The following is a 25,593-nucleotide window of genomic DNA, read 5'->3' on the forward strand; positions in this document are numbered from 1 at the left end:
TTACAAATGAAACTTATTCAAACCGTCGCATTTGTGCTAACCATTCTTTCAGTTTCAAGCTGTAAAGACAGCAAAATGAAAAATACTTCTGAAAGCGTTTTAGAAGAACCATTAAACAGTAAAAAAGAAAAAACTATGAATATATTATTTGTATTAACATCTCACGATAAATTAGGAGATACCGGAAAGAAAACAGGATTTTGGGTTGAAGAATTTGCAAGCCCTTATTACACGTTATTAGATAAAGGTGCAACCATTACTATTGCAACACCAAAAGGTGGTGCTGCTCCTATTGATCCAAGTAGTGACACGCCAGATGCTGCTACAGAAGCCACCAAACGTTTTGATAAAGATGAGGAAGCCAAGGCACGAATTGCGAACACACAGAAATTATCCGATATGAATCCAGATGATTTTGACGCTGTATTTTATCCAGGCGGACATGGTCCTTTATGGGATTTAGCAAATGATGAAACATCTATTGCACTAATCGAAAAATTTAATAGCCAAGCCAAACCTATAGGTTTTGTATGTCACGCACCTGCTGCTTTAAAACGTGTAAAAGGTACAGATGGAAACCCATTAGTAAAAGGGAAAAAAGTTACTGGTTTTACCAACACAGAAGAAGCTGCTGTTGGTCTGACTGATGTGGTACCTTTTTTAGTTGAAGATATGCTTAATAATAATGGTGGAATCTATTCAAAAAAGGATGATTGGGCGGCTTATGCTGTTCAGGATGGTAATTTAATTACAGGTCAAAATCCGGCATCATCTGAATTAGTGGCAGAAAAAATTATGGAAAGTTTAAAGTAAGTTTATTTTAGTAAGTAGTTAAGAGGTCGTCCGTTTTTGGATGACCTTTTTGTTTGTAGAAATTAAGACACATAATTGGCGCTATAAAGCAAAAACATTATATCGTCATGCAAAATTTATTACCTTCGCCAATCAACTTTTACAAGCAATATAGGTGCAACAAATTAAAACGTATTTAGAACAAATAGCAACCATATCAGATGCAGATTGGGCATTTTTCACATCTAAATTAACGCGTCGTGTAATTCCCAAAAAGCATATTTTTTTAAAGCTACATGACATAGAAAATCATATTTCTTTTATTGAGTCTGGTGTAGTACGTTTATTTATTCCGAAGGAAAACCCTGAAAAAGAAATTACCTTTGGTTTCAGTTTTACGGATCAATTTGTAAGTGCTTATGATTCGTTCTTAACCCAATCTCCTTCAGCTTATGAGCTCCAAGCTTTAACGGACACCACACTTTTAAGTATGAGCTATGCCGATTTACAAGACGTCTACAAAAACACCCAAATTGGAAATTTAATTGGTAGGCTAACTGCTGAACGTTTGTTTTTAATCAAATCCAGACGCGAGCAACACTTGTTAAACCTAACAGCCGAAGAACGCTATTTGAAATTATTTAAGGAACGACCAGAGTTACTAAAAGAAGTCCCTTTAAAATATATAAGCTCTTATATTGGTGTTACGCCTCAAGCATTAAGCCGCATTCGGAAACGTATTTAAGCTTAATTATTTTTGAAATTTCACTTATTGGATTGGCTTATTTCCTGTTATTACTGCACCCAAAACATAGGTTTCTTAATTTAGGTTCATTGTTTAACACCTGACCACAAATTATCTTTGCAAAAAAAGATATGGCAGTCGTTATTTTCGTTTTAGTGCTTTGGTATGGTGGCTTATTTTTTCAGTCTTTCTTCTTACATCGTTATGCAGCACACCAAGTTTTTATTATGTCCAAAACCATGGAACGCATTACCTTTGTTTTAACTTGGATTTTCCAAGGTTCTAGTTACTTAAGCGCCTATGGTTATGGTATCATGCATCGTATGCACCATGCCTACACGGATACGGAGCAAGACCCACATTCGCCATCGTATGATGACAATTTGTTTGCCATGATGTGGAAAACCAAAACTATATATCAAGATATAAATCAAGAACGAATTGCCGTAGATCCGCGGTTTACCAAAAACGTACCACAATGGAAGTCCTTTGATACTTTTGCTAGTTCAAGATTTTCTAGATTATTATGGATTAGCGTATACACCTTGTTCTTTGTGTTCTTTGCAACCGCTTGGTGGCAATGGTTGCTTTTGCCGATAACATTTTTAATGGCGCCTATTCATGGTGTCATTATCAACTGGTTTGGGCATATTTATGGTTATGTAAATTTTAAAATGAAAAACACCAGCAAAAACCTTTTCCGTTTTGATTTTCTAATGATGGGAGAAGGTTATCATAATAATCACCACAAGTTTGCAAGTCGTGCTAATTTTGGTGTAAAATGGTATGAGATTGATATGACCTATCTTATAATTCGTGTATTGGATGCCGTTGGAATTATTGAATTAAAACCAATTCTGGTCAAAAAATAAGCCTAATTTTAAAGACTTTATTACAAATATTAAAACAATTAATAGCATAAAAAAACCATCCGATTCGGATGGTTTTTAATTGTAAAACGATATTATTTTTTAAAACGTTTAACGTTTGTAGCCGTTAATCCTCTATCCCCTTTTTCAATTTTAAAGGTCACTTTATCAGACTTTTTTATTTTATCAATAAGGTTTGATTTGTGAACGAAGATTTCTTCATCTGTTCCATTTACATTTATAAAACCAAATCCTTTTGTTCTATTGAAAAACTTAACAGTACCTTCTTTAGTTGATCCTGATTTAGTACTTCCAGCTTGTGATGTTTCAGCTGAACCCGTATTAAATAATTTATTAATCCATTTTTTAAACATGCGTAATCTTATTTTTTTGTTTTTGAATTTTTAGAGGCCATATAGACTGATATCTTCTAATACCTAACTGAAATATCGCTATAAATTAAGCTCTACTATAATAATCATGTTCTGCTTACTTTTCATTATGAAATTACTATTAACATATTTCGTAAACATGTAAGTTTAAAACACGACTACTAATTAAATAGATTATTCAATTTAATAATCTTCCAAAACAAAGGTAATATAAACTGAAATAGTACCAAAAGAATAAGAATAGTAAAAATAATAAGAGAATTGATGATTTAACTTTAAATATGTTGATATTGACTTATTAATAAACACACTAAAATACTTTCAAAGTATTCATCCTTTAGCGTTTTAATGTAAAATGGCCACGTCTTTGTTCGCCAGAATGTAATTCCATGAGAAACCAATAGTCACTGGTTGGTTGTTCAATCCCTCTAAATGTACCATCCCAACCTGCAGACTTATTATGAAGTTGCTTAATTAATTTTCCATAACGATCAAAAATAGTAATCTGTTTTATTTTGTTTTGCAAATCGGCAACCCGCCAAACATCATTCTGACCATCTCCATTTGGTGTAAAAAATGCTGGCGTAATAATATCGCGGTTTATAATAGTAAATGATTGTTCATTACAAGCAACACCTACTCCAACATTATTATAAGGCGCAATTGAAATGTAAATGGTTTCTCCTTCTGGCCAATTAGTTGTTGGATTATAGGTTGTGGTGTTTCCAACATCTTCATTGGAAACTAAATTAGCTACGCCAGAAGCCGTTCCAATATTTAAAACATAACCCGTTGCATTATTAACGGCGACCCAGGATATGCTTGAATTTTCTAAAACATCTATTTCGCCTGAATATGGCATAATTAATTCCGTACATAATGGAATAACTTCTTCGGTAGTAAAAGACACCTCGTTACAACTCGTAGCCAGTCCTGCTTCATTGTAAGGTGTTATAACAACATAGATTATGGTATTACTAGGCAAATCTGAATTGAAATTATAACTTGTTGAATTACCCACATCCACATTATTTAGTAATTCCGCGCCAAATGGTGAGGTTCCCGCAGAAATTATATATCCAGTTGTATTATCTGTTGGCAACCAAGAAAGTGTTGTGTTAATTGGCACTTGAGTTTCATTATTTTGGGGTGAATTTAAACTTGTACAATCTGGTATTAGTAATTCCGTTAAAAAACGTTCTTCCGCACATCCGGTTGCAATTCCTATAAAATTATAAGGTTGAATAGTGACAAATATTTGTTGGTTTTGTGGCAGTTCGGCTGGAAAAGTGTAAGTGGTAACATTCCCAACATCCAAATTATTTGCTATATCAGTTCCACCAGGCGATGAGCCAACCGTCAACATATAGCCTTCTGCATGAACATCGGGATTCCATGTTAGATTTGTTAATAAGGACACATTTGTAGCATTATTTAGTGGGGTTGTTAATGACACACAATTTACACTTAAATCTTCTGTAGTAAATTGATCATCACCGCAAACAGTACTTCCTGTGCCATTATACGCGCCAATGGTTACAAAAATAGTAGTGTTACTAGGTAAATCAACTAGCGGACTGTAAGTGGTTACATTCCCTACATCGGTTATATTAAGAATATCCGTTGCTCCTGTTGTTGTTCCTAAACTAATGGTGTATCCCGTGGCAAAATCACTAGCAGCCCACGAAATATTAGTATTAACAGGAACGTTTGTAGCTTGATACATAGGAAAAACAACATTAATACACGTTGGTAAAGGCAATTCGGTTATGAAACTCACTTCAAAACAGGTTGAATTGGTACCTGATGAATTATATGGTGAAACAGTAACGAAAATAGTTGTTTCCGCAGGCAAATCTGTTGGTAAATTATAAGTTGTAACATTATTTACATCTAGATTATCTACAATATCTGTTCCGCCCGATGCGGTTCCAACAGATAAAATGTAACCCGTGGCGGTTGGTGATGCGTTCCAAAACAAATCTGTTGCAACAGGAACCATTGTGCTTCCATTTACTGGTGTTGTTAATTGTGTACAGATTGGCGGCAATAATTCTGTGGTAAAACTTTCTTCTACACAACCGGTCGCGTTTCCAGCGGAATTATAAGGTGTAATAGTTACAAAAATTTGGGAGTTTTCGGGTAAGTCGGTTGGGAAATTGTAAGACGTTACATTGCTTACATCTAGATTATCGGCAATATCTATTCCACCAGATGTGGTTCCTACCGTCAATATATAGCCTGTTGCAGTAGGTATGGCATTCCAAGAAATATTAGAAGATAATAACACATTCGTTTCCCCATTTAATGGCATTGTTAATGCAGTACACATTGGTGGAATAATTTCTGTTGTAAATGTTTCTTCGGTACAACCCAAAGCGTTTCCTGCTGAATTGTAAGGCGTAACTGATACGAAAATTTGGGTTCCATAAGGTAAATCCGCAGGAAAATTATAAGTTGTCATATTATTGACATCTAAATTATCAACAATATCAATTCCGCCAGATGTGGTTCCTACAGTTAAAATATAACCCGTTGCTTCAGAAATTGGATTCCAAGATATATCAGATGAAATAGCAACATTTGTATCCGCATTCAACGGCGCAATTAAATTAGTACAAGGCGGATAAAACCCTTCCGTGGTAAAGCTTTCTTCAGTACAACCTGAAATAATTCCCAAACTATTATATGGTGATATGGTTACATAAATTATTGTAGATTCAGGCAAATTCATTGGTGGATTATAGGACGTAACATTACCAACGTCAATGGTATCGGCAATATCTATTCCTCCCGGCGTTGTTCCCATGGAAATAATATAACCCATTGCATATGGACTTGAGTTCCAAGAAACATTGGCTATTAAGGGCACATGTAATTCGCCTGCAGTTGGTGCATTTAATAGTGTACAAACTGTAGGACTTGCAGTTGCCGCTGTTGTAAACCTAACTTCCGTACAGGTTAAAGTCGTTCCACTATAAAAATAAGGTGTTATAGTAACATAAATGACCGTGTTTAATGGAAAATCTGTACCTAAATTAAAGCTATTCACATCCCCAACATCTTCATTATCCAAAATGTCTGTTCCGCCTGACGTTGTTCCTATACTAATAAAATAACCACATGCGCCTAAATTGTCCGACCACGTAAGTGTTTCGTTAATAGGTATGGCTGTACTTCCAGGTGCAGGTGAAATAAGATTAACACAATCTTCTGTAGGTGATGTAATATTTAAGGTGATATCGTTTCTAATTAGCAACAAGTTTTTTCCTCCAGTTCCGGCCGGACTTGCGTTTTCAAATGGTACCAAATCACTTAAGATTTCCGAATGATATACAGCCTCATCACAACTAGTAACAGCCGGAATAGTATAAGTTGGAGAATCGGGAGCGTCAGGAATAGCTACGCCATTTTTAAACCAGGTATAATGATTTTGGGTACCAGCGCATGCTGTTGTTAAGGTTACAGCATCTCCCGCATTGGCATTTAAGGTTTCAATTACATCCACTTTAGCTTGTGGTGCATAAAAATAATCGCGAATATTTGGAATGGTGTTCCAATGCGGAGGTGGACCAAATGTGTTATCATACAGCACTAAATCAGCATGTTGATTTTCAAAATGACCAAATTCAAAATAGTTATTATCAAAAGCTAAATTAAATCCAATTGGTTGTCCTAACCTCATAGCTATTAATGAAGCAAAGTCCGGTATTTGTCCCGACAATAAATTATGACTCAATATTAAAGAACCTCCATAAATCCCACCAGCATTTAAACGAATGGTATAAAATTGATCCATAATATCCGTTCCCGAAAATAGATTATTATCCAAAACTAAATAACTCAAATTAGCATTTTGACTAATATCCAAGGATTCTATTTGATTAAAAGAAGCCACAAACGAAGCTAGTGTAGGGTTTTGAGTTAAATCTAAACCCGTACCTGTAAACAAATTATTAGCAATATTTATAGATCTAATTATTATGTTTTGTGTTACATCTAAAATAGGTATTAGGTTTTGTCTTAAATTTAAATATTCTAAAATGATATTTTGAGTTAAATCAATGCTAGGCAACTGATTTTCATAAGCATCTAATCTATATAGCTCTAAATTTTGGGTTAAATCAAGAGACGTTAAATTATTTCGACTGATATCCAAATTTCTTAAAACTGCATTTTGAGTCACATCCAGAGATGTCATATCATTATTGGCTAAATCCAAATCTTCTAATAGATAATTTTGAGTTACATCAACAACCAATGGTGTTGTTTGATTTAATGTAATATCAATATCCGTTAAATTTGGCATGATGGAGAAATCCATCGGAATCTGAATATTATGAAGAATGATGAAAATATCCGTTAAGGTCGTAGAGTTGGGTAAAATTAAATTCTCCACATAGGTTCCCCAAAAGTAAATAGCTTCTAAGTTAATATAATCTGAAATATCAATAGTTGGAATATTAATACTCGTAATATTTAAGTACGTTAAATTGGTGAATACATTGGGAAGTGTGATGTTTGTTGCAATAGAACTTCCACGTATTTGTAGATCTTCCAAATTATCTAACAACGAAAAATCTAAAGTTGCGTCCCCTAAAGCACGAATATTTACATGCGTTAAGGTGTTGGTTACAGGCGTAATAAAATCTGACACGTTATTAAACCACCGTATTTCAATGGAGATAATATTACTGTTTTGGGAAAAATCCATAACGGTTATTGGTGGAATTCCGGGCAAAGAAGGCCTACTAGCAAGAAATACATCTTCTAAAAGTGTGTTTTGTGTAACGTTTAAAGTTGTTAAAGCATCATTATCTTCCGATCTTAATGTGATAAGTTGGGTTAAAGTAGATAGATTAATATCGGCAATTTGATTTGTTCCTAAATCTAAATCTGTAATATTTATAAAAGCATTAATTCCGGTAATATCAACAATACCATTTGTTCCTAGGTCTAAAATTGTAACTACTTGGGCATCTGAATCTAATATGTTTCCATTTAAACCGTTGGTATCAATTCCTTGATCTATTAAAACCTGTTCAAAATTAGGGTCAGGAATAGTGGTAGTTTGCGAAAAAATCGTGGTACAAAAAATTCCGAAAAGTAAGAATAAGTAAAGTAGCCTCATTCGTTAGGTTTTGATTATTGATAGTTTGGACTATGCAAAATACGACAAAACCTTTTAATTTAAATGTTAAAACGCCATGCTTTTCAACTAATTATAGCATTTTATATAATATTACAGACTTTCACTTTGTGATTCCAAAACAATATTTTTAGTAGCTATTTGTACATCGCCTTCTGTTTTTAAGGCTAAAATACTATCAATGTTTTTTCGTTTTAGGCGCTTTCTGCAGGACTTCGTAATTAAAGGGTCGGTATCGAATAACATCCTATGCATAGCATATTCAGGTTTCCCTGGTTCCTTAATCATGGCATGGATATGCATGGGTTGCAATTCATGCGGATAAATTAACGGCTTTGTTGTGGAACCTGGAATAAACGTGTTAATTGTGTATTGCCCATTTTCATCTGTTTTAACCCATAACCTGTTTTTAACATAGGTAAATTTAGAATTGGACACCACGGAGTATTCGCCGTTTTCATCGGCTTGTTGAATAAATATAATAACATTTGGAGCTGGTGTAACGCCATCGGTTTGATAAACCGTTCCAGTAATTTTAAGTTTATGAGATTGTGTTTGGTAATCCACCATTGATGCTTCACTTTTTAGAGTTTCCTCATCATAAGCATAAAATGGGTTTTGATTTTTTATAAGTTTAGATACATGGTCACAATATTTTGTTTTTTGCACTGAATTTTGAGCATAAATAACACCGATAGCACCTATAAAAAGCAGGCTTGTTAATAGATTTTTCATAAGACAACAATTGATAATTACTTCAAAATTAAGCAACTATACTGCTTTGCCTATAAAAAATCTTATGAACGTAAAATATTTACGTTGAATGGATTTTGTTTCTTATTAACGTACATTTTTATCGATAAAAAACAATAGTTCTTGGCGGATATACTTATAACGAATTGGAAAACCTACTTTTTATCCTCTTCCAATTGCTCCAAGGGTTGAATGGTTGGTCTAATTTTTTTATAGAGTTCCAATTGTGGCCGGGTTAATATATTATCCATTTCAGCTATTTCTCTTGTTTGCAAGGTATATAACATGTTCAATTTTTCACGACCTTCGAATTCTCTTTCAATTTTTTCTTTGCGAATTAAGAATTCTTCTACCTTATTTTCAAACATGCCAATTTGTTCACCATTCAGTGCTAATTCTTTACTATACGTTTGGGTTAATTCTTTGGCCTGCTTATCCAAGGCTGGATTAATTTTCTGCAAGAGGGGATCTTGTGCCCACAAGTTTATGGATATAAAAAAAGTCAGTAATGCAGTAAGTGTTTTCATAATGTAAAATTTACTATAATTTACAAAACTAAACCACTCATGTCAAGCATTTTTACAATTTTATTAACCTAAAACAACTTAACTTAAACGGTCTTTAACAAATTCTATTTGCGTTTTGCCATGTGGTTTAGGTTTTCCATCATCTCCAAGATTAACCATAATAATATTATCTACGGTCAAAATTGTTTCGCGTGTCATTTTATTTCGAGCTTCACATTTTAAAGTAATGGAACTGGTTCCAAATTTAGTTACCTGCATACCTACTTCTACAATATCACCTTGTTTGGCAGAACTCATAAAATTAATTTCCGAAATATATTTGGTAACTATTTTAGGGTTTTCTAACTGTACAACCGTGTATAAGGCGGCTTCTTCATCTATCCAAGCTAATAAACGACCTCCAAATAAAGTGCCATTTGGATTTAAATCTTCTGGTTTAACCCATTTTCGTGAATGAAATCTCATATTTTATATTTCTATTTAGTTCTACAATCAAAGATACAGGTAATTCAAATTTTAAGTTTATAAAAAGTACATAAACATGTTATTGCACTATAGTATTTTTTTATTTGTTAATAAAGCTGTTGATATTCCGTTATAGTAAAAGCTTTTAGGGCTCATAGAATTCTTACATTTATTAAAACTTATGTCATGAATAGATCTGAACAACTTTTAACCTGTAGACCTGAAATTCCATCAGCTAAATTCCATGATGCCATGAGTCTTGATGAGCGTTTTCAGAATACCACGCTAAGGCCTGTTATTAAATTTCAAAACGATTTATTAATTGAAGTTTTTAAAAATTACGCCAATAAACACAAAGGTGTTTTTTATGATTTCTCTATAGAAAAGCAACTGGACTATATTGAAAATGCTATTCAAAAAGATATCAAATTTAGAAACGCTTTAAAAGGAATTATTATTGGTCAATTTACAGTTGATGAGTATCATTATTACATTACCAATTCTTCTGCCTTAAACAAACGCATGATGAATATTGTTAAAGAACGATTAATAAGCAACATTCAATTATTCGAAACACAGTTGGCTTAACTATGAATGAAAAAGAAGCACTTTTACAAGCTTGTTTTAGCTATGTAAATAAACGTATTGCTAGTTATAAAGATGAAATAGAAACCATAAAAGAATCTATTGAAGCCAATGACAAAAGTAATGATATGGAGGATGATTCAGGAAACGGCAAGTTATTTAATGATTTGGAAAAGAACGCCCAACACTTAACGGATGCTACCAAAACTTTAGACACCTTAAAATTAATTAATCCTAAAAAGAATTCTGATACTGTTTCTTTAGGAAGTATTGTAAAAACCACACAGAATACTTTTTTTATAAGTATTAGTATAGGTGTTTTAGAAACCGGAAATCAATCCTATTTTGGTATTTCACTCCTATCTCCTATTGGTCAATTATTAAAAAGCAAAGTTATTGGCGATACGGTGACGTTTAATAATATTACCCATAAAATTTTAGAGATTAAATAATACGCTCACCATTTAAATTGGTAGTGAGTACATCACTCATATAATTAAAAAAGGGTTTAACGGCTTTAAAAGAAGCGTTTACCACCTCTAAAAAATTGGGTTCTAACACGTCAGTATCACTGAATTTTCTTGTGAATATGTATTGCTTCTTTCTTATTAAATCAATATTAGGATGCTCCTTATCGAAATTTCTTGGCGCTGAAATTAATTCATCACCTTCCAGATCTCCCCAAACGGATTTAAAGGATTCGGCAGTCATGATATCGCGCATTTCCGAAGCATCCATTTCAAACTCTTTTCGAATTCGGAGTAAATCTTCTTTATTAGGATCCCAAAAACCAACGGCAATAAACGATTTGTTATTTGGGGAAATATGTAAATAATAGCCACCTCGTAATTCGGGCTTACGACGCTTAAATGATCCTGCAAAATGTGTTTTGTATGGTAGTTTGTTTTTAGAAAACCGCACATCGCGATAAATACGGAATATCTTAAACTGATCTATATCATCATGAACCTTCATGGCTTCAAATAAGGATTTAACAGACTTTTTAACGGTACTTTCAATCGATTTAAATTCCGTTTTATTTTCTGTAAACCATTCCCTGTTGTTATTTTCTTCTAATTTCTTTAAAAAGGGGAATACGCGCTTATCAATTGGTAACATATTGTTTTTATTTTAAAATTATAAAAAAAGACTGTCATAAACTGACAGTCTTTAATTTATTTTATAAGGTTACTATTATTTTAAACTCATAAATTTCTTGGTAACGTATTCTTTGGTGTCCTTATCATAATATTCTAGAACAAAATTTCCTTCACTATCAAAATATCCCACACCTGAAAAATCAGATGTTTTAAATTCATATTTTTTAGACTCCACATTTTTTATAGCGCGTCCATATTCCATGTCTGGCTTTATTGAAGAAACATCAAATCCATTTGAGGTTTTAACAAATTTATAATCCGTCCCGTCTTTTTGATAATTTACAGCTTCCATTTTAGAGTCGTAAAAGGGATCCATATCATTATCAATTTCAATTGTTTGCGTAACTTTTTTATCGGTTCCATTTACAATGCGTTCTTGGTTTACTTTGTCGGCATCTCCTTCAGACAGCTTTACTTCACCTTCTTCTGTTGTGGTTACTTTAACTTTCTTTTGAGTAACTTTCTGTCCATCATCTACCGTTACAGTTTTAGTTTCTGTTGTAGACATTTTATCTCTTGATTTTTCCTGTGCAAATACGATTCCCGAGATAAGGAATACGCCTATGTATACTAGCTTTTTCATGTTGTTTGATTTTAAATTAATACTCATTTTAAAATTTTAAATAGTTTTATAATACTTCAAATAATGTTTTCAACTATTCCGCTGTGTCATCTTTTGAAGATTCTTGTTTTGTTGTTTCTTGATTTTCTTTTTGCAGTCCTAATTTATTATTAAATTCCAAAGTCCTAATTGGGAAAGGAATATTTATGCCTTCTGCATCATAAGCTTTCTTAATGGCAATCATAGCTATGGTTTGTGCTTCCAATTCCTGTTTTTTGTTTACGGCTTCTACCCAAAAACGACATAAATAGTTTATGGAGCTGTCACCAAATTCCGTATAAAAAAATTCTACATCGTCCGCTTTTTCAACTTGATCAAAAGCATTGGCAATGGTTTCTTTGGTTAGTTGCATTACCTGTTCTAAATCAGATTCGTAACCAACACCACAGTTGATAAAAATTCGCATTTTATCCGTTAATGAGTAGTTTTTTAATGGGTTTTCTAAAATGATTTTATTAGGTAAAATAACCACATTATTATCGGCTTCTTTCATGACAAAATTTTTCAGATTAATATCTAAAACTTCCCCAGAAAATCCATTGGTTTCTATCCAATTACCAATTTGTATTTTCTCTCTAAAAGATAACACAATACCTGCAACTGTATTAGATAGGGTGTTTTGCAACGCTAAACCAATAGCTAAACCTGCAACACCTGCTGTTGCCAAAACAGATGTTAATGCTTTACTTAAATTTAAGATTCCTAAAGATAGGAACAAACCAATCAAAACAATTACAACAGCCGCCATTTTGGCTACCATTCTGCTAACAGAATCTTGCCTAACTTGTTTTGATACTAAGCGGTATGTAAACTTATTAATGTATTTAGCCAAAAAGTATGAGGCAAATATAACAAGTATCGCCAAACCGAAATTAGGGATATTTTCAATGATTGCATTAAACCATCCTTCTAATTTATCATATAAGTTATCTAAAGCTTCTGAAAATTGTTCATCCATTTGTTTTGATGCGTTTTCCTTAAAATGGCGTTATTATTAAATTCTGATATTTTAACGCTCATCCGTTTTTTGAGCTATTAGTTCTCCACCACTTTGGAATTCAAATTTATGCTTAAACGGAGATTTAGCTTGGCGTTATCAAAAATATTATTAGCTCTATCAATGATACAAAGTCAAATTACATCATTAAAAAATTAAACCTTTGTCGCATCTTTTAGTGTTTCAAATTCAATTTTATTAAGGATTAATCCAGAAGCTGGCGCGATATAATGAACTGCTATATGATTATTAGGTTTTAAACTTTCCGTAATATCTTCTAGGGATTTCTCCCCTCTACCCAACTCGATTAAAACGCCCATCATAAGGCGGATTTGATTGCGCATAAAACCCTTTCCTTTAACCCGGAGAATAAAGGATTGCTCAGGAAAGAAGTTTGCCGTAAACATGGTGTTTTCAACAATCTCACATGTCAAAATCTCTCGGTTGTAAATACCATTATCAGTGGGCTTATAGCAATAGGATTTAAAATAATGTTCGCCTTCAAATAGTTTAGCCCCGGCTTTCATCTGTTCTATATCCAATGGATCTAAAATAGTTGTAATTACAGGCGCGCAAAACGGATGAAACTTATTGCCATAAGCAAAAACATACAGGTATTCTTTAACCTTGGAATCTTGAATCACATTAAAATCGGCATCCACTTTTGTTATGGTTAAAGCTCTAATATCTTGCGGTAAATTGTGGTTGAAGAGTTTAAGAAAAGCATCTAAATCTTCTATTTCATGATAAATAAACAACTCAAAGGCGGCCTCGTTAGCTGAAACCATAGCATCTGTCCTACCGGACCCCAAGGTTTTAAACCGTTTCCCTTCCAAAATAAAATTCAACGTTTTATCAATCATTAGGTGTACCGTTTTTAATTGTGGTTGCTTTTGCCAACCATGAAATCGATAACCTAAATATTGACAAGTAATTAAGTAATAGTGGCGTTTTTCGAACACTTCGGAGTTTTTTTAAGAGTTCCGAAAATTACTATTTTAATCATGGTTTACAAATTATTCTTATCTTGTTTAACATATTAACCAATCAAACCTCGATTATGTCCACAATACAAAAACCACCTAAATCCTTTTGGATTATCAGCATCCTTGCATTAATTTGGAATTTAATGGGTGTTTCAGCTTATTTAACACACGCATTCATGACAGAAGATGCGCTGCAAAAATTACCTGAAGCTGAACAAACTCTGTACGCAGATTTACCAGCTTGGGTTACCGCAGCTTTTGCCATAGCTGTATTTGGTGGAACATTTGGAGCCATAGGGTTACTGCTTCGCAAAAAATGGGCGAGAATCGTGTTTTTAATTTCATTAATAGGCATTATTATCCAAATGTCACATAATTTCTTCATCAGTAATAATATGGAAGTATATGGACCAGGAGCTCTAATAATGCCTATTATGGTTTTAGTAATTGGCGTTTACTTAATTATGTTTTCAAAATCAGCTATTGCTAAAGGCTGGATTTCTTGATTTATTTTTGACGTGCTTTTAAAATAGCCTCTACATCTTTCAAAGTAAATCCTTTTGCTTGCAGCAGAATAAGATAATGAAATAACAAATCGGCACTTTCGTTGAGAAACAAAGAGTCGTTTTCATCTTTTGCTTCTATAACAACTTCAATTGCCTCCTCTCCTACTTTTTGTGCTATTTTATTAATACCACCTTTAAAAAGCGATGCCACATAGGACGTGTCTTCCTTTTGATTAGCTTTTCTATCTGTAATAACACGCTCCAATTCTGAAAGAAAACCAAAATTAGATTCATTGTTTTCGTTCCAACAGGTATCCGATCCTGTGTGACATGTTGGTCCTTCTGGTTTTACGGAAACTAATAAAGCATCTTGATCACAGTCCACCTGAATTTCTTGAACTTCTAGAAAATTACCGCTACTCTCACCTTTAGTCCATAACCGATTTTTTGAGCGACTGAAAAATGTAACGCGTTTTGATTTTTGAGTTTTATTGAATGCTTCCTGATTCATATAACCCAGCATTAATACTGTTTTGGTAGTATAATCTTGAATGATTGCTGGTACTAATCCGTTTTCGTATTTATTAAAATTGATTGTCATGATAAGCGAATGGGTATATTATTTTGTTGTAATTCTTTTTTTAATTCTAAAATATCGATAGTTTCAAAATGAAACACACTAGCTGCTAAAGCTGCATCAGCAAGCCCTTTTTGAAAAGTGTCTACAAAATGGGCTGTCGTTCCGGCACCACCAGACGCTATAATAGGAATATGTAATTCAGAGGATAAACGTGCTAATGCGGTATTTGCAAAGCCATTTTTGGTACCATCATGATCCATGGATGTGAAAAGAATTTCTCCTGCACCAAGACGTTCTACGGTTTTTGCCCATGTAAATAAATCCAAATCGGTTGGAATGGTTCCGCCTGCTAAATGGACTTTCCATTTGCCTTTAATTTGTTTGGCATCTATGGCAACAACGACACATTGACTTCCAAATTTATCAGATAATTCTTTAATTAATTCAGGTCGTTTAATAGCTGCAGAATTTACGGCTACTTTATCAGCTCCGGATTGTAATAGCAAGTCCACATCTTCAACGGAACTTACTCCACCTCCCACGGTGAAAGGTATGTTCACCTCCTTGGCAACTTGTAATACCATATCAATTAGTGTTTTCCGACCTTCTAATGTCGCTGAAATATCTAAAAATACGAGTTCATCAGCACCCGTTTGCGCATATTTTTTTGCCAGAGCTACGGGATCACCAGCATCTTTTAAATCGACAAAATTAATGCCTTTTACGGTGCGTCCGTTTTTAATATCCAAGCATGGAATGATTCGTTTTGTAAGCATAATTTCTAAATATAACGTGCTAAATCTTTGAGTTGAATTTTGTTTTCATAAAGTGCTTTTCCAATAATGACACCCTCACAACCCAATGCTTTTAAGGCGATGACATCATCTATATTAGAAACACCTCCCGACGCAATGAGTTTAATAGATTGTCGCGCACTGCTATTCGTGCAAGCTTCCAACATGTTTTTATAAAGATTTAAGGCTGGACCTTCTAACATACCATCTTTTGAAATATCTGTACAAATTACATAGCGAATGCCCTTTTTTTGATAGCTTTTTACAAACGGAATGACCTCCTGATTACTCCGTTCCTGCCATCCACTAACAGCAATTGTTCCACCTGTTTCATTAGGGTAACAATCGGCTCCTAGTATTATTTTTTCCGATCCGTAGGTTTCTAGCCAGCCTGTAAATGTATCCGAATTCTTTACGGCAATACTACCTCCTGTAATTTGCCGTGCGCCCGAATTAAAAGCGACATGTAAATCGTCGTCAGTTTTTAATCCACCTCCAAAGTCGATTTTTAAGCTTGTTTTTGAAGCTAATAATTCTAAAACGCGATAATTTACAACGTGACTCGCTTTGGCGCCATCTAAATCCACCAAGTGCAAGTATTCAATCCCGGAATCTTCAAACTGTTTGGCGACTTCTAATGGGTTTTCGTTATAAATTTTTTTTGTATCATAATCACCCTTGGTGAGTCGGACGCACTTTCCACCTATAATATCTATTGCTGGTATAATTCTCATAATTTTGTTTTTTTTCAATTTGACTTTTAAAAGCCAATTTTTTAATTCTTTAAAGGCCTTGTCAAATTACAATGCCAAAAAGTTTTTTAATAGTTGTTCTCCGGCCAAACTGCTTTTTTCTGGATGAAATTGAACACCGTAAAAATTATCTTTTTTTAAGGCAGAGGCATAGGCTATATCGTATTCCGTTAATGCAATAGCTTCATCACAGTTTTCGGCGTAATAACTATGAACAAGGTACATGTATTCATTTTCTTTTATACCATTAAACAGATTTGTTTTTAAGCATGTAATGGTATTCCATCCCATTTGTGGGACTTTTACAGCATTTGAAAAGCGTTTTACCTCTGTATCAAATATTTGTAATCCTTTGGTGTTTCCTTCTTCTGAAAAATTGCACATCAGCTGCATGCCTAAACATATCCCTAAAACAGGTTGCTTAAGTTTGGGAATAAGCACATCTAATTGTGTGTCTTTCAGTTTTTTCATAGCCGAACCCGCTTCTCCAACACCTGGTAAAATAACTTTATCCGCTGCTATAATGGTTTGCACATCTTGACTTAAAACAGCTGTTATTCCCAGTCGTTCAAAAGCAAATTGAATGCTTTTAATGTTTCCCACTCCATAATCAATAATTACAACATTCATTATAAAAGGCCTTTTGTGGTTGGTAAAATCATTTTTGTAACATCTCGTTTTACAGCCATCTTTATGGCTTTTGCAAACGCTTTAAAAATGGCCTCAATTTTATGGTGTTCATTGGTGCCTTCAGCTTTTATATTTAAGTTGCATTTTGCGCCATCTGTAAAGGATTTAAAGAAATGCATGAACATTTCGGTTGGCATTTTACCAATCATTTCACGATTAAAATCCGCTTCCCAAACGAGCCAATTTCGCCCACCAAAATCAATAGCAACTTGTGCTAGACAATCGTCCATTGGAATACAAAAACCATAGCGTTCTATTCCTAATTTACTCCCTAAAACCGTTTGAAATAATTCACCCAAGGCAATGGCCGTATCTTCAATGGTGTGATGTTCATCTACTTCTAAATCGCCTTCAACCTGAATACTTAAATCCAATTGACCATGTCTGGCTATTTGCTCTAACATGTGATCGAAAAATGCAATTCCCGTTTGAATGGAGCTTTTTCCTGTACCATCTATATTTAAATCAATTTTTATTGCCGTTTCATTGGTATTCCTTTTAATAGAACCAGTTCGTTCTTTTGCTTTCAATAACGTATAAATGGCTTCCCAATTATCCGTTTCTAATGCGATAAAAGGCTGTAAAGCGTCCACTTTCAGTGAAATTTCATTTGCTCCTAAATTAGCTTGACCATTAATTAAAATCCCTTTTGCGTTTAAATTTTTAGCCAATTCTATATCCGTTAACCGGTCGCCAATAACATAAGAGTTTGCCAAATCATAATCTTCTGAAAAATATTTGGTAAGCAAGCCTGTATTTGGTTTCCGGGTGGGCGCATTGTCCTTGGCAAAGGTTCTATCAATGAATTCTTCTTTAAAAATTATACCTTCATTTTTAAACGTTTCCATTATTAATTTATGAACTGGCCAAAATGTGTTTTCAGGAAATGCATTGGTTCCAAGGCCATCTTGATTGGTAATTAAAACCAATTCAAAATCTAATTCTTTCGCAATTCTGCCTAAATAATGAAACACCTGTGGATAAAATTCCAGTTTGTCAAAACCATCAATTTGCTCATCTTGCGGCTCTTTTATTAAGGTGCCATCGCGATCTATAAATAAAACTCTCTTCATATTAGTGACTTTAAAGCGGTTAATAATTTGGTATTTTCATTAGGTGTTCCAATGGTAAAACGCAAGCAGTTTTCACATAACGGCTCTTTCGTTCTATTGCGAACAACCAGCTCATTTTCTATTAATTGTTGGTAACGTCTGTTAGCATCATCTACTTGAACTAAAATAAAATTAGCATCACTTGGATATCTTTTCTTAACGAAATTAATGTTTTGTATTGCTGAAAGCACACGGATACGTTCATCCTTAATCAGTTTAATTTGATTGGTTACTAGTTCTAAATTTTCTAATTTATTTAAAGCCGTGTTTTGCGTTAACTGATTGATATTATAAGGTGGTTTAATGCGGTTTAAAACATTTATAATTTCAGGCGAAGCCATCCCCATTCCTAAACGAATTCCTGCTAGACCATAAGCTTTTGAAAGTGTTTGAATCACAATGAGGTTTGGAAATTCAGCTAACCTACTACTCCAACTTTCCTGTTCAGAAAAATCTATATATGCTTCATCAATTACAACGATACCTTTAAATTTTTGAAGTAATATTTCAATAGATTCTGCTTTAAAACTGTTGGCTGTTGGATTGTTTGGCGAACAAAGAAATAGTATTTTACTATTTGAATTCAATGTCTTTAAAATATCAGAAACGTTCGGTTGAAAATCCGTATGTAAGGGAATTTTAATGGTTTCTATATTATTTAAATTCGCCAAAACCTCATACATACCGTATGTTGGTGGCAACAAGATTATATTGTCTTTTTCTGGTTCGCAAAAGGTTCTAAAAATTAAATCTAAAACTTCATCACTTCCATTTCCTAATAATAATTGATTGGGATTGCACTTTTTAATAGTTGACAATCGCCATTTTAAAGCAGACTGTTGCGGATCTGGATAGCGGTTTAAACCTGTTTCAAAGGGGTTTTCATTTGCGTCTAAAAAGGTCATGCTTTTTTCAAAATCCTTAAATTCATCGCGAGCTGATGCATAGGGTTTCAGCTTGAGGATACTGGGTCTTATTAAATTTTGAATGTTCATGATTACAAGTCTTTTAAACGGATGGATACGGCATTTTTGTGCGCTTGTAAACCTTCGGCTTCTGCCATAATTTCAATAGCATTTCCTATGTTTTTGATTCCTGTTTTTGTAATTTTTTGAAAGGTAATTGCTTTAGTGAAACTGTCTAAATTTACACCAGAATAGGATTTACTAAAACCATTTGTTGGTAAGGTGTGGTTGGTTCCAGATGCATAATCGCCAGCACTTTCTGGCGTATAATTCCCAATAAAAACAGAACCAGCATTTTGAATGCCATCCACAAAAAATGCATCATTTTCGGTACAAATAATAAAGTGTTCTGGCGCATAGGCGTTAATAAAATTCAGGGCGTCCTGATTACTAGAAAATATTATGGCTTTAGAGTTTGTCATTGCTTTTTCCGTTATGGACTTTCGCGGTAATTGTGTCATTTGTATCGAAATTTCCTTCATGACGTCATTAATTAGCGTTGTAGATGTTGAGACTAAAACCACTTGACTGTCCGAACCATGTTCAGCTTGACTTAACAAATCAGCAGCCACATATTTAGGAACAGCTGAATCATCCGCAACAACCAGTAATTCACTGGGTCCAGCTGGCATATCTATGGCCACACCAAATTTAGTTGCTAATTGTTTAGCTACGGTTACGAACTGATTCCCTGGTCCAAAAATTTTATAAACAGGTTGTATCGTTTCCGTACCAAAGGTCATAGCTGCAATAGCCTGAATACCACCAACTTTGTAGATTTTAGTTACACCACATAAATCGGCTGCAAAGAGAATTTCATCAGCAATTTGTCCCGATTTATTGGGAGGCGAACACAAAACTATTTCTTCACAACCAGCTATTTTTGCAGGAACAGCTAACATTAAGACTGTTGAAAATAAAGGTGCTGTACCGCCTGGAATATATAATCCTATTTTTTGAATAGCTCGTTTTTCCTGCCAACACAAAACACCCGTTTCGGTTTCAATTTCAATTTTTTCTGTTTGTTGTGCCTGGTGAAAACGTGTAATATTTCGTTTAGCTAATAAAATGGCATCCTTTAATTCGGTACCAACTTTCATTTTGCCGTTCTGAATTTCATCAGGTGAAACCAACAGCTTGGAAAGTTTTACACCATCAAAAATATCGGTGTACTTTAAAACAGCGGCATCACCTTGTTGTTGGATATCTTTAAATATTTCAGTTACGGTTGTTTCAATATCAGCTACTGAAGCTGTTGGACGTTTTAATAAGTCCATCCAAACCTTATTTTGTGGGTTTTCTACTACTATCATAATACCATATTTTCAATTGGACATACCAAAATTCCTTCGGCTCCAACTATTTTTAATTCGTCTATTATTTCCCAAAAATCATTTTTATCAATCACGGAATGTAGGGAGCTCCATCCTGATTCTGCCAATGGCAACACCGTTGGACTTTTTACACCCGGTAAAATTTGAATAATTTTTTCTAGCTTTTCATTCGGGGCATTAAGCAAGACATAACGCGATTTTCTAGCCTTTAGAACTGATTGCAATCGGAATTGTAGTTTATTCAAAACATCTAGTTCCTCTTGATAAATTTTTGGAGAAACGGCCAAAACGGCTTCGGACTGAAGTAACACTTCAACCTCTTGCAAATTGTTTTTAAATAAGGTACTACCGCTAGAAACGATATCCACAATAGCGTCTGCTAATCCAATATTAGGCGCAATTTCAACAGAACCATTAATGATGTGAAGTTGAGCTTCCAAATTGTTGTTTTTTAGGAAAGTAGTCACCGTATTTGGGTAGGATGTGGCAATACGTTTACCATTTAAATCCTGAATTCCAGAATAGGTTTCTGATTTTGGGATGGCTACTGATACACGACAGGATGAAAATCCTAATTTTTCAACTATAGAAATATTATTTCCATTTTCAATTAGTATGTTTTCGCCAATAATAGCGGCATCAACAACACCATCAACTAGGTATTGTGGAATATCACCATTTCGGAGGTAGAAGACTTCCAAAGGGAAATTTTTGGCAGATGCCTTTAATTGATCCCGACCATTATCAATTGAAATACCGACTTCTTTCAGGATTTTCATGGAATCGTCATGTAAGCGACCCGATTTTTGAACAGCAATTTTTAATTTTCTCATAACATCTCTCACGTATGTGAGCTTTTTTTAAGTTAAACTTGAATGATGTTTGAGTAAACCAGAACGAGAAGAAATCCGAAAGGATTAAAATGCAAAAACCCGCTTGAGATACTCAAACGGGTTTTTTAATATGTTGATTTTATTCAATACATTTTCAGCCTGCTTGAGTGCACGTATGAAAATGATGATGATGAAATTGAATAAAACTCATGTCTTTTTTTGCTTGAACAAAGGTTTGTAAAATTATTTTATAAAACCTAACAAACTTCGTTTTAATTTTAAATTAATTATTGATTTCCTAAAATAATTGGTAATCCCGAATCTCCTGAACCTATTACAATAACCTTACTATTAGGTGATTCTGATAGCTTAACAGTTGCCTCAATACCTTTATCTTGTAAAATTTTCTCATTAAGTGAAGCACTTAAAATTCTGTTGGCATCCGCTTTACCTTGGGCATCAATAATACGTTTTTCAGCTTCTTTTGCAGCAGTAACCAATCTAAATTCGTATTCTAAAGACTCTTGTTCTTGTTTTAATTTACGTTCAATAGCATCTTTAATTGTAGCGGGTAAGGTTACGTCACGCACTAAAATTTCATTTAATTGAATGTATTGATCTTTAACAATTTTTTGAGTTTCTTCAAAAATTTCTTGTTGAATAGCGTCACGTTTGCTAGAATATAATTGCTCTGGTGTGTAACGACCTACAACCGATCTTGCTGCAGAACGAATGGCTGGTAAAAGCACACGCTCCTTATACATTTCACTTTTTTCTTGGTGCAATTTACCTAAACTTTCATAAGCTGGTTGAAACCAGATAGAAGCTTCTAATTTAATATCTAAACCGTTTGACGATAGTACATTCATACGCTCCACAAGTTCTTGTTGACGTACTTCATATACAAAAACCTTATTCCAAGGCGCTACAATATGAAACCCTTCACCTAAAGGTGGTTCATCAGTAACCACACCATCATCAAAAGTTTTATAAAGCACACCCGCTTCACCAGAACCAATAGTGACCGCCGATTTGGCAACTAAAACGATTAAAATAACAAGTACTACAATAATAGGTAATCCAATTTTTGGTAATTTTTCCATAGTTTTTTATTTAAATTAAACCTTTATACTTCCGATAAAACCATTCAGCCGAAAGGGCTAAAATTACTAGTCCTAAAAGGTATTTCCAGTCAATCAAAGATACGGTTTTTTTAGTACTTTTTTCAATTGTTGCATAGCGTTTATCTACCAATAAATTCGCGCTCAAATCTGCTAACTGATCTATAAAATATACTGTAGCGTCTTTAGAATTAGCAACTTGCATTAATTTTGCTACATTAGCATTTGTAAATTGTTGCTCAATGTTATAATCTAATATCTTAAATGATCCGGATTTAGATATATTACTCGTATTTGCCGTAACCGTAAACTTATAATTTGCAGCTGGCAGACTACTTAAATCGGCCTCATAATTATTGTTTTTGAGTACCAAAGGAATGGTTTTACTTTCATTTGATGTTTCATCAGTTACTTTTATTGAAAGTGTTTCGCGATTATCAAATTCATAATTTTTATTAAAATATTGTACTTGAAAAACGACGTTGGTATTACCATCATAAAACGATTGATAAGACAGATTCAAGCGCTCTCTGCGTTTTTTAGATGCTAGATATTGTACCATTTTGCCTGTAAAATCATCAAAACTCTTGAAATCCGTATTGTTTAAATAACTTTGCGCACGCCATTTCCAAATATTCTCACCTAAAAGAATAGCTTCTCGCCTATTTTGGTTTTCAAAACTAACTAATAAAGGTTTGTCCGTAGAAACACTTCCTATCTGTTTATATAACAATGTTTGAAAAGGCACTTTCATATTGAGGTTTCCAAAAGCACCTTTTAAAGGTGGAAAGGTTTCAAAAGCAACATCTGGTATTATAAACTCCGAATAATTCGGGTTAATTACAGCCAGATAATTTTCCGATTGTGAAACCAGATCATGTTGATAATCAGCGCTAACACTATTTAAAAATTGCCAATTGGTTTGGGATCCTGAAATAATAAACCGATTCCGATTATCAGAATTCAACTTATTGAAAACGGCTTGGAATCGCACATTTGGTTGATATAGAATGGCTAATTGAAATTCATCCATTTTTGTTAAGTAAGCGGTGGGTTTAAGAATACTTACCGTTCGTTGTTCGTTGCTTTCAAAACTTTTTTTAAGCGCACCTAAATCTGGATGCAAAATATCGCTTACAATGGCAATATTGGTTTGTTCATCAATAACTTCAATTGCAAAATTCTTACTATTATTAACCGTATTTTTTTCGTTTAAAATAGCTTGAATAGATGCTTGATATGCAAAAACACCAATCTGATTAGCTGTTAACGTGGTTTGGATAATTTTAGAGTTATTGGTTTTACTAAAGGAAATGTTTTCTGAATAAAGAGTTGTAGATCCCGTGGTAATTTTAAATTCGGATGTTATTGGTTCATCACCATTATAAACCAGGATAACTTCTATGGGAAATTTATTTTTATAAAATGCGTATTTATTTACATTCAGTTGTGTAATTTTTAAATCCACGTGGGAAGTTGTATCACCTACAATAATTGGATAAATAGGCTGCTTGTAGCTTTTAGCCGTGTATTCGTAATCTGTACCAAAAGTTTGGTTTCCATCTGTTATTAAAATGGTTGGCGAAACCGTGTTTTTATAAATAGTTTCAAGTCCTTTAATGGCTTTTGAAATATTAGTCTGTTTGGTGTTAAATTCTAATGAATCATTACGTGAAATATCATCACTAAATGTATAGAAATCGATATTGAATTTTTCATTTAAACCTGTATTATTTTTTATAGCGCGGATAATTTGTTGCACACTATCCGATTGATTCAAAAACGCTATAGAATTAGAATTATCGATAGCAACAACCAAATTTGGCTTTTCATTATAAAAGGTTTCCGAATCTAACTTCGGATTAACCAATAGCAGTAGTATTGAAAAAATAGTAACAAACCGCAAACCCGCCAAAATACTATTAGTCCGCGTCCGTTTTGACTTATACACATACTGAAAAAGCGCTAATAATAGCGCTATAATTCCAGATAGGATAATGTATATTATGGTTAAGTTTGTCATGGATTATGTTAGCATACCACCATCCACATTTAGTGTTTGTCCTGTAATGTAGGCAGACATATCACTAGCCAAAAATACGCATGCATTGGCAATATCTTCAGGTGTTCCGCCACGTTTTAAAGGAATAGTACTACGCCATCCTTTTACCGTTTCTTCATCTAATTTTGCGGTCATTTCCGTTTCAATAAATCCAGGTGCAATTACGTTGCTTCTAATATTTCTAGAACCAAGTTCCAAAGCTACAGATTTTGAAAAACCAATCATTCCGGCTTTAGAAGCTGCGTAGTTAGTTTGACCGGCATTTCCTTTAACACCAACCACAGAACTCATATTAATGATGGAACCTTTACGTTGTTTCAACATGGTACGCTGAACTGCTTTGGTCATATTAAAAACGGATTTTAAATTGACTTCAATAACTTTATCAAAATCATCTTCACTTAAACGCATGAGCAGGTTATCCTTGGTTATTCCCGCATTGTTGACTAAAATATCAATACTACCAAATTCCTTGGCAACATCTTCGGCTAATTGTTGCGCTTCGTCAAAACTAGCAGCATTACTTTTATAGCCTTTGGCTTTTATTCCAAGCGCATTCAGTTCATTTTCAAGTTCGTTTGCGGCTTCAACAGAAGAACTATAAGTAAATGCAACATTTGCACCATGTTTTGCAAAAACTTCGGCGATACCACGACCAATTCCTCTACTTGCTCCTGTAATTATGGCTGTTTTTCCTTCTAATAATTTCATAATTCGCTGATGTGATTAGTTGTTTGTCAAATATAATAAATACAAGTTGCATGAAATAAAAAAACCTTACAAGATTTTGTAAGGTTTTTAA

Annotated in this window: 26 protein-coding genes; 6 read left to right on the forward strand and 20 right to left on the reverse strand. The window is 33.8% G+C overall.

The window, feature by feature from the left end:
• Positions 1-6: 6 nt before the first annotated feature.
• The 3 genes from ACFPH8_RS07160 (at position 7) to ACFPH8_RS07170 (ending at position 2,409) form a co-directional block, all read left to right on the forward strand.
• Entirely contained in the window at positions 7-813 is an 807-nt protein-coding gene (locus ACFPH8_RS07160) for a type 1 glutamine amidotransferase domain-containing protein (RefSeq protein WP_376859691.1), read from the forward strand.
• A gap of 154 nt (positions 814-967) precedes the next feature.
• Positions 968-1,537 carry a Crp/Fnr family transcriptional regulator gene (locus ACFPH8_RS07165; RefSeq protein ID WP_248399604.1) on the forward strand — a complete coding sequence of 190 codons (570 nt, stop codon included), beginning with the start codon at positions 968-970 and terminating at the stop codon, positions 1,535-1,537.
• A 131-nt stretch (positions 1,538-1,668) separates the two neighbouring features.
• Complete coding sequence (locus tag ACFPH8_RS07170; protein WP_376859694.1) at positions 1,669-2,409, forward strand: acyl-CoA desaturase; 741 nt, start codon at positions 1,669-1,671, stop codon at positions 2,407-2,409.
• A 92-nt stretch (positions 2,410-2,501) separates the two neighbouring features.
• Here the strand turns inward: ACFPH8_RS07170 and ACFPH8_RS07175 are convergent, their stop codons facing one another.
• The 5 genes from ACFPH8_RS07175 to ACFPH8_RS07195 all read right to left on the reverse strand — a co-directional run bounded on the left by ACFPH8_RS07175 (position 2,502) and on the right by ACFPH8_RS07195 (position 9,692).
• Complete coding sequence (locus ACFPH8_RS07175; protein WP_371922415.1) at positions 2,502-2,780, reverse strand: cold shock domain-containing protein; 279 nt, start codon at positions 2,778-2,780, stop codon at positions 2,502-2,504.
• 355 nt (positions 2,781-3,135) lie between these two features.
• The gene (locus ACFPH8_RS07180) at positions 3,136-7,929 is read right to left on the reverse strand and encodes a T9SS type B sorting domain-containing protein (protein ID WP_376859696.1); all 4,794 of its coding nucleotides are present in this window, start codon (positions 7,927-7,929) and stop codon (positions 3,136-3,138) included.
• Between the two features lie 111 nt (positions 7,930-8,040).
• Positions 8,041-8,682: a dioxygenase family protein gene (locus ACFPH8_RS07185; protein WP_376859698.1), complete on the reverse strand. Its 642-nt coding sequence runs from the start codon at positions 8,680-8,682 to the stop codon at positions 8,041-8,043.
• A 173-nt stretch (positions 8,683-8,855) separates the two neighbouring features.
• Positions 8,856-9,227: a hypothetical protein gene (locus ACFPH8_RS07190; protein ID WP_376859700.1), complete on the reverse strand. Its 372-nt coding sequence runs from the start codon at positions 9,225-9,227 to the stop codon at positions 8,856-8,858.
• Between the two features lie 78 nt (positions 9,228-9,305).
• Positions 9,306-9,692: an acyl-CoA thioesterase gene (locus tag ACFPH8_RS07195; RefSeq protein ID WP_248399591.1), complete on the reverse strand. Its 387-nt coding sequence runs from the start codon at positions 9,690-9,692 to the stop codon at positions 9,306-9,308.
• Positions 9,693-9,878: 186 nt separating this feature from the next.
• On the opposite strand from ACFPH8_RS07195, the gene ACFPH8_RS07200 reads away from it, so the two are divergent.
• Both ACFPH8_RS07200 and ACFPH8_RS07205 read left to right on the forward strand, forming a co-directional pair.
• Positions 9,879-10,280: a glyoxalase gene (locus ACFPH8_RS07200; RefSeq protein ID WP_376859702.1), complete on the forward strand. Its 402-nt coding sequence runs from the start codon at positions 9,879-9,881 to the stop codon at positions 10,278-10,280.
• Between the two features lie 2 nt (positions 10,281-10,282).
• Positions 10,283-10,729 carry a transcription elongation factor gene (locus ACFPH8_RS07205; protein WP_376859704.1) on the forward strand — a complete coding sequence of 149 codons (447 nt, stop codon included), beginning with the start codon at positions 10,283-10,285 and terminating at the stop codon, positions 10,727-10,729.
• On the opposite strand, the gene ACFPH8_RS07210 is transcribed toward ACFPH8_RS07205, so the two are convergent.
• From ACFPH8_RS07210 to ACFPH8_RS07225, 4 genes are all read right to left on the reverse strand, one after another.
• Positions 10,722-11,396: a DUF2461 domain-containing protein gene (locus ACFPH8_RS07210; RefSeq protein ID WP_376859706.1), complete on the reverse strand. Its 675-nt coding sequence runs from the start codon at positions 11,394-11,396 to the stop codon at positions 10,722-10,724. The genes ACFPH8_RS07205 and ACFPH8_RS07210 overlap by 8 nt on opposite strands.
• 75 nt (positions 11,397-11,471) lie before the next feature.
• Positions 11,472-12,020, reverse strand: coding sequence for a hypothetical protein (locus ACFPH8_RS07215; protein WP_376859708.1), 549 nt, complete (start codon positions 12,018-12,020; stop codon positions 11,472-11,474).
• A 73-nt stretch (positions 12,021-12,093) separates the two neighbouring features.
• Positions 12,094-13,017: a mechanosensitive ion channel family protein gene (locus tag ACFPH8_RS07220; RefSeq protein ID WP_376859710.1), complete on the reverse strand. Its 924-nt coding sequence runs from the start codon at positions 13,015-13,017 to the stop codon at positions 12,094-12,096.
• Positions 13,018-13,211: 194 nt separating this feature from the next.
• A complete protein-coding gene (locus tag ACFPH8_RS07225; protein ID WP_376859712.1) occupies positions 13,212-14,018 on the reverse strand; it encodes a tRNA pseudouridine synthase A in 807 nt (268 codons plus the stop codon).
• 98 nt (positions 14,019-14,116) lie between these two features.
• Here ACFPH8_RS07225 and ACFPH8_RS07230 point away from each other — a divergent pair, with 98 nt between their 5' ends.
• Positions 14,117-14,548, forward strand: coding sequence for a hypothetical protein (locus ACFPH8_RS07230; RefSeq protein WP_376859714.1), 432 nt, complete (start codon positions 14,117-14,119; stop codon positions 14,546-14,548).
• Position 14,549: 1 nt separating this feature from the next.
• On the opposite strand, the gene hisIE is transcribed toward ACFPH8_RS07230, so the two are convergent.
• The 11 genes from hisIE to fabG all read right to left on the reverse strand — a co-directional run bounded on the left by hisIE (position 14,550) and on the right by fabG (position 25,502).
• A complete protein-coding gene (gene hisIE / locus ACFPH8_RS07235) occupies positions 14,550-15,149 on the reverse strand; it encodes a bifunctional phosphoribosyl-AMP cyclohydrolase/phosphoribosyl-ATP diphosphatase HisIE (RefSeq protein WP_376859716.1) in 600 nt (199 codons plus the stop codon).
• On the reverse strand, positions 15,146-15,904 hold the full coding sequence (gene hisF / locus ACFPH8_RS07240) for an imidazole glycerol phosphate synthase subunit HisF (protein ID WP_248399573.1): 759 nt from the start codon (positions 15,902-15,904) through the stop codon (positions 15,146-15,148). The genes hisIE and hisF overlap by 4 nt, the downstream gene beginning before the upstream one ends.
• 5 nt (positions 15,905-15,909) lie before the next feature.
• A complete protein-coding gene (gene hisA, locus ACFPH8_RS07245; protein WP_376859719.1) occupies positions 15,910-16,656 on the reverse strand; it encodes a 1-(5-phosphoribosyl)-5-[(5-phosphoribosylamino)methylideneamino]imidazole-4-carboxamide isomerase in 747 nt (248 codons plus the stop codon).
• A gap of 66 nt (positions 16,657-16,722) precedes the next feature.
• On the reverse strand, positions 16,723-17,304 hold the full coding sequence (gene hisH, locus ACFPH8_RS07250; protein WP_376859721.1) for an imidazole glycerol phosphate synthase subunit HisH: 582 nt from the start codon (positions 17,302-17,304) through the stop codon (positions 16,723-16,725).
• A complete protein-coding gene (gene hisB, locus ACFPH8_RS07255) occupies positions 17,304-18,437 on the reverse strand; it encodes a bifunctional histidinol-phosphatase/imidazoleglycerol-phosphate dehydratase HisB (protein WP_376859723.1) in 1,134 nt (377 codons plus the stop codon). Before hisB ends, hisH begins: the two co-directional genes overlap by 1 nt.
• Positions 18,434-19,471, reverse strand: coding sequence for a histidinol-phosphate transaminase (hisC, locus tag ACFPH8_RS07260; protein ID WP_376859725.1), 1,038 nt, complete (start codon positions 19,469-19,471; stop codon positions 18,434-18,436). Before hisC ends, hisB begins: the two co-directional genes overlap by 4 nt.
• A 2-nt stretch (positions 19,472-19,473) precedes the next feature.
• Positions 19,474-20,754, reverse strand: a complete 1,281-nt coding sequence (gene hisD, locus ACFPH8_RS07265) for a histidinol dehydrogenase (RefSeq protein WP_376859727.1) — start codon at positions 20,752-20,754, stop codon at positions 19,474-19,476.
• Positions 20,751-21,608, reverse strand: coding sequence for an ATP phosphoribosyltransferase (hisG, locus tag ACFPH8_RS07270; RefSeq protein ID WP_376859729.1), 858 nt, complete (start codon positions 21,606-21,608; stop codon positions 20,751-20,753). The genes hisD and hisG overlap by 4 nt, the downstream gene beginning before the upstream one ends.
• 287 nt (positions 21,609-21,895) lie before the next feature.
• A complete protein-coding gene (locus tag ACFPH8_RS07275) occupies positions 21,896-22,711 on the reverse strand; it encodes a prohibitin family protein (RefSeq protein ID WP_248399540.1) in 816 nt (271 codons plus the stop codon).
• Between the two features lie 10 nt (positions 22,712-22,721).
• Positions 22,722-24,752: a vWA domain-containing protein gene (locus ACFPH8_RS07280; RefSeq protein WP_376859732.1), complete on the reverse strand. Its 2,031-nt coding sequence runs from the start codon at positions 24,750-24,752 to the stop codon at positions 22,722-22,724.
• Between the two features lie 3 nt (positions 24,753-24,755).
• Positions 24,756-25,502, reverse strand: a complete 747-nt coding sequence (fabG, locus tag ACFPH8_RS07285) for a 3-oxoacyl-[acyl-carrier-protein] reductase (protein WP_248399536.1) — start codon at positions 25,500-25,502, stop codon at positions 24,756-24,758.
• Positions 25,503-25,593 lie beyond the last annotated feature (91 nt).

Origin of the sequence: Bizionia hallyeonensis (assembly GCF_042657385.1) — a bacterium.
Lineage (GTDB): Bacteria > Bacteroidota > Bacteroidia > Flavobacteriales > Flavobacteriaceae > Algorimicrobium > Algorimicrobium hallyeonense.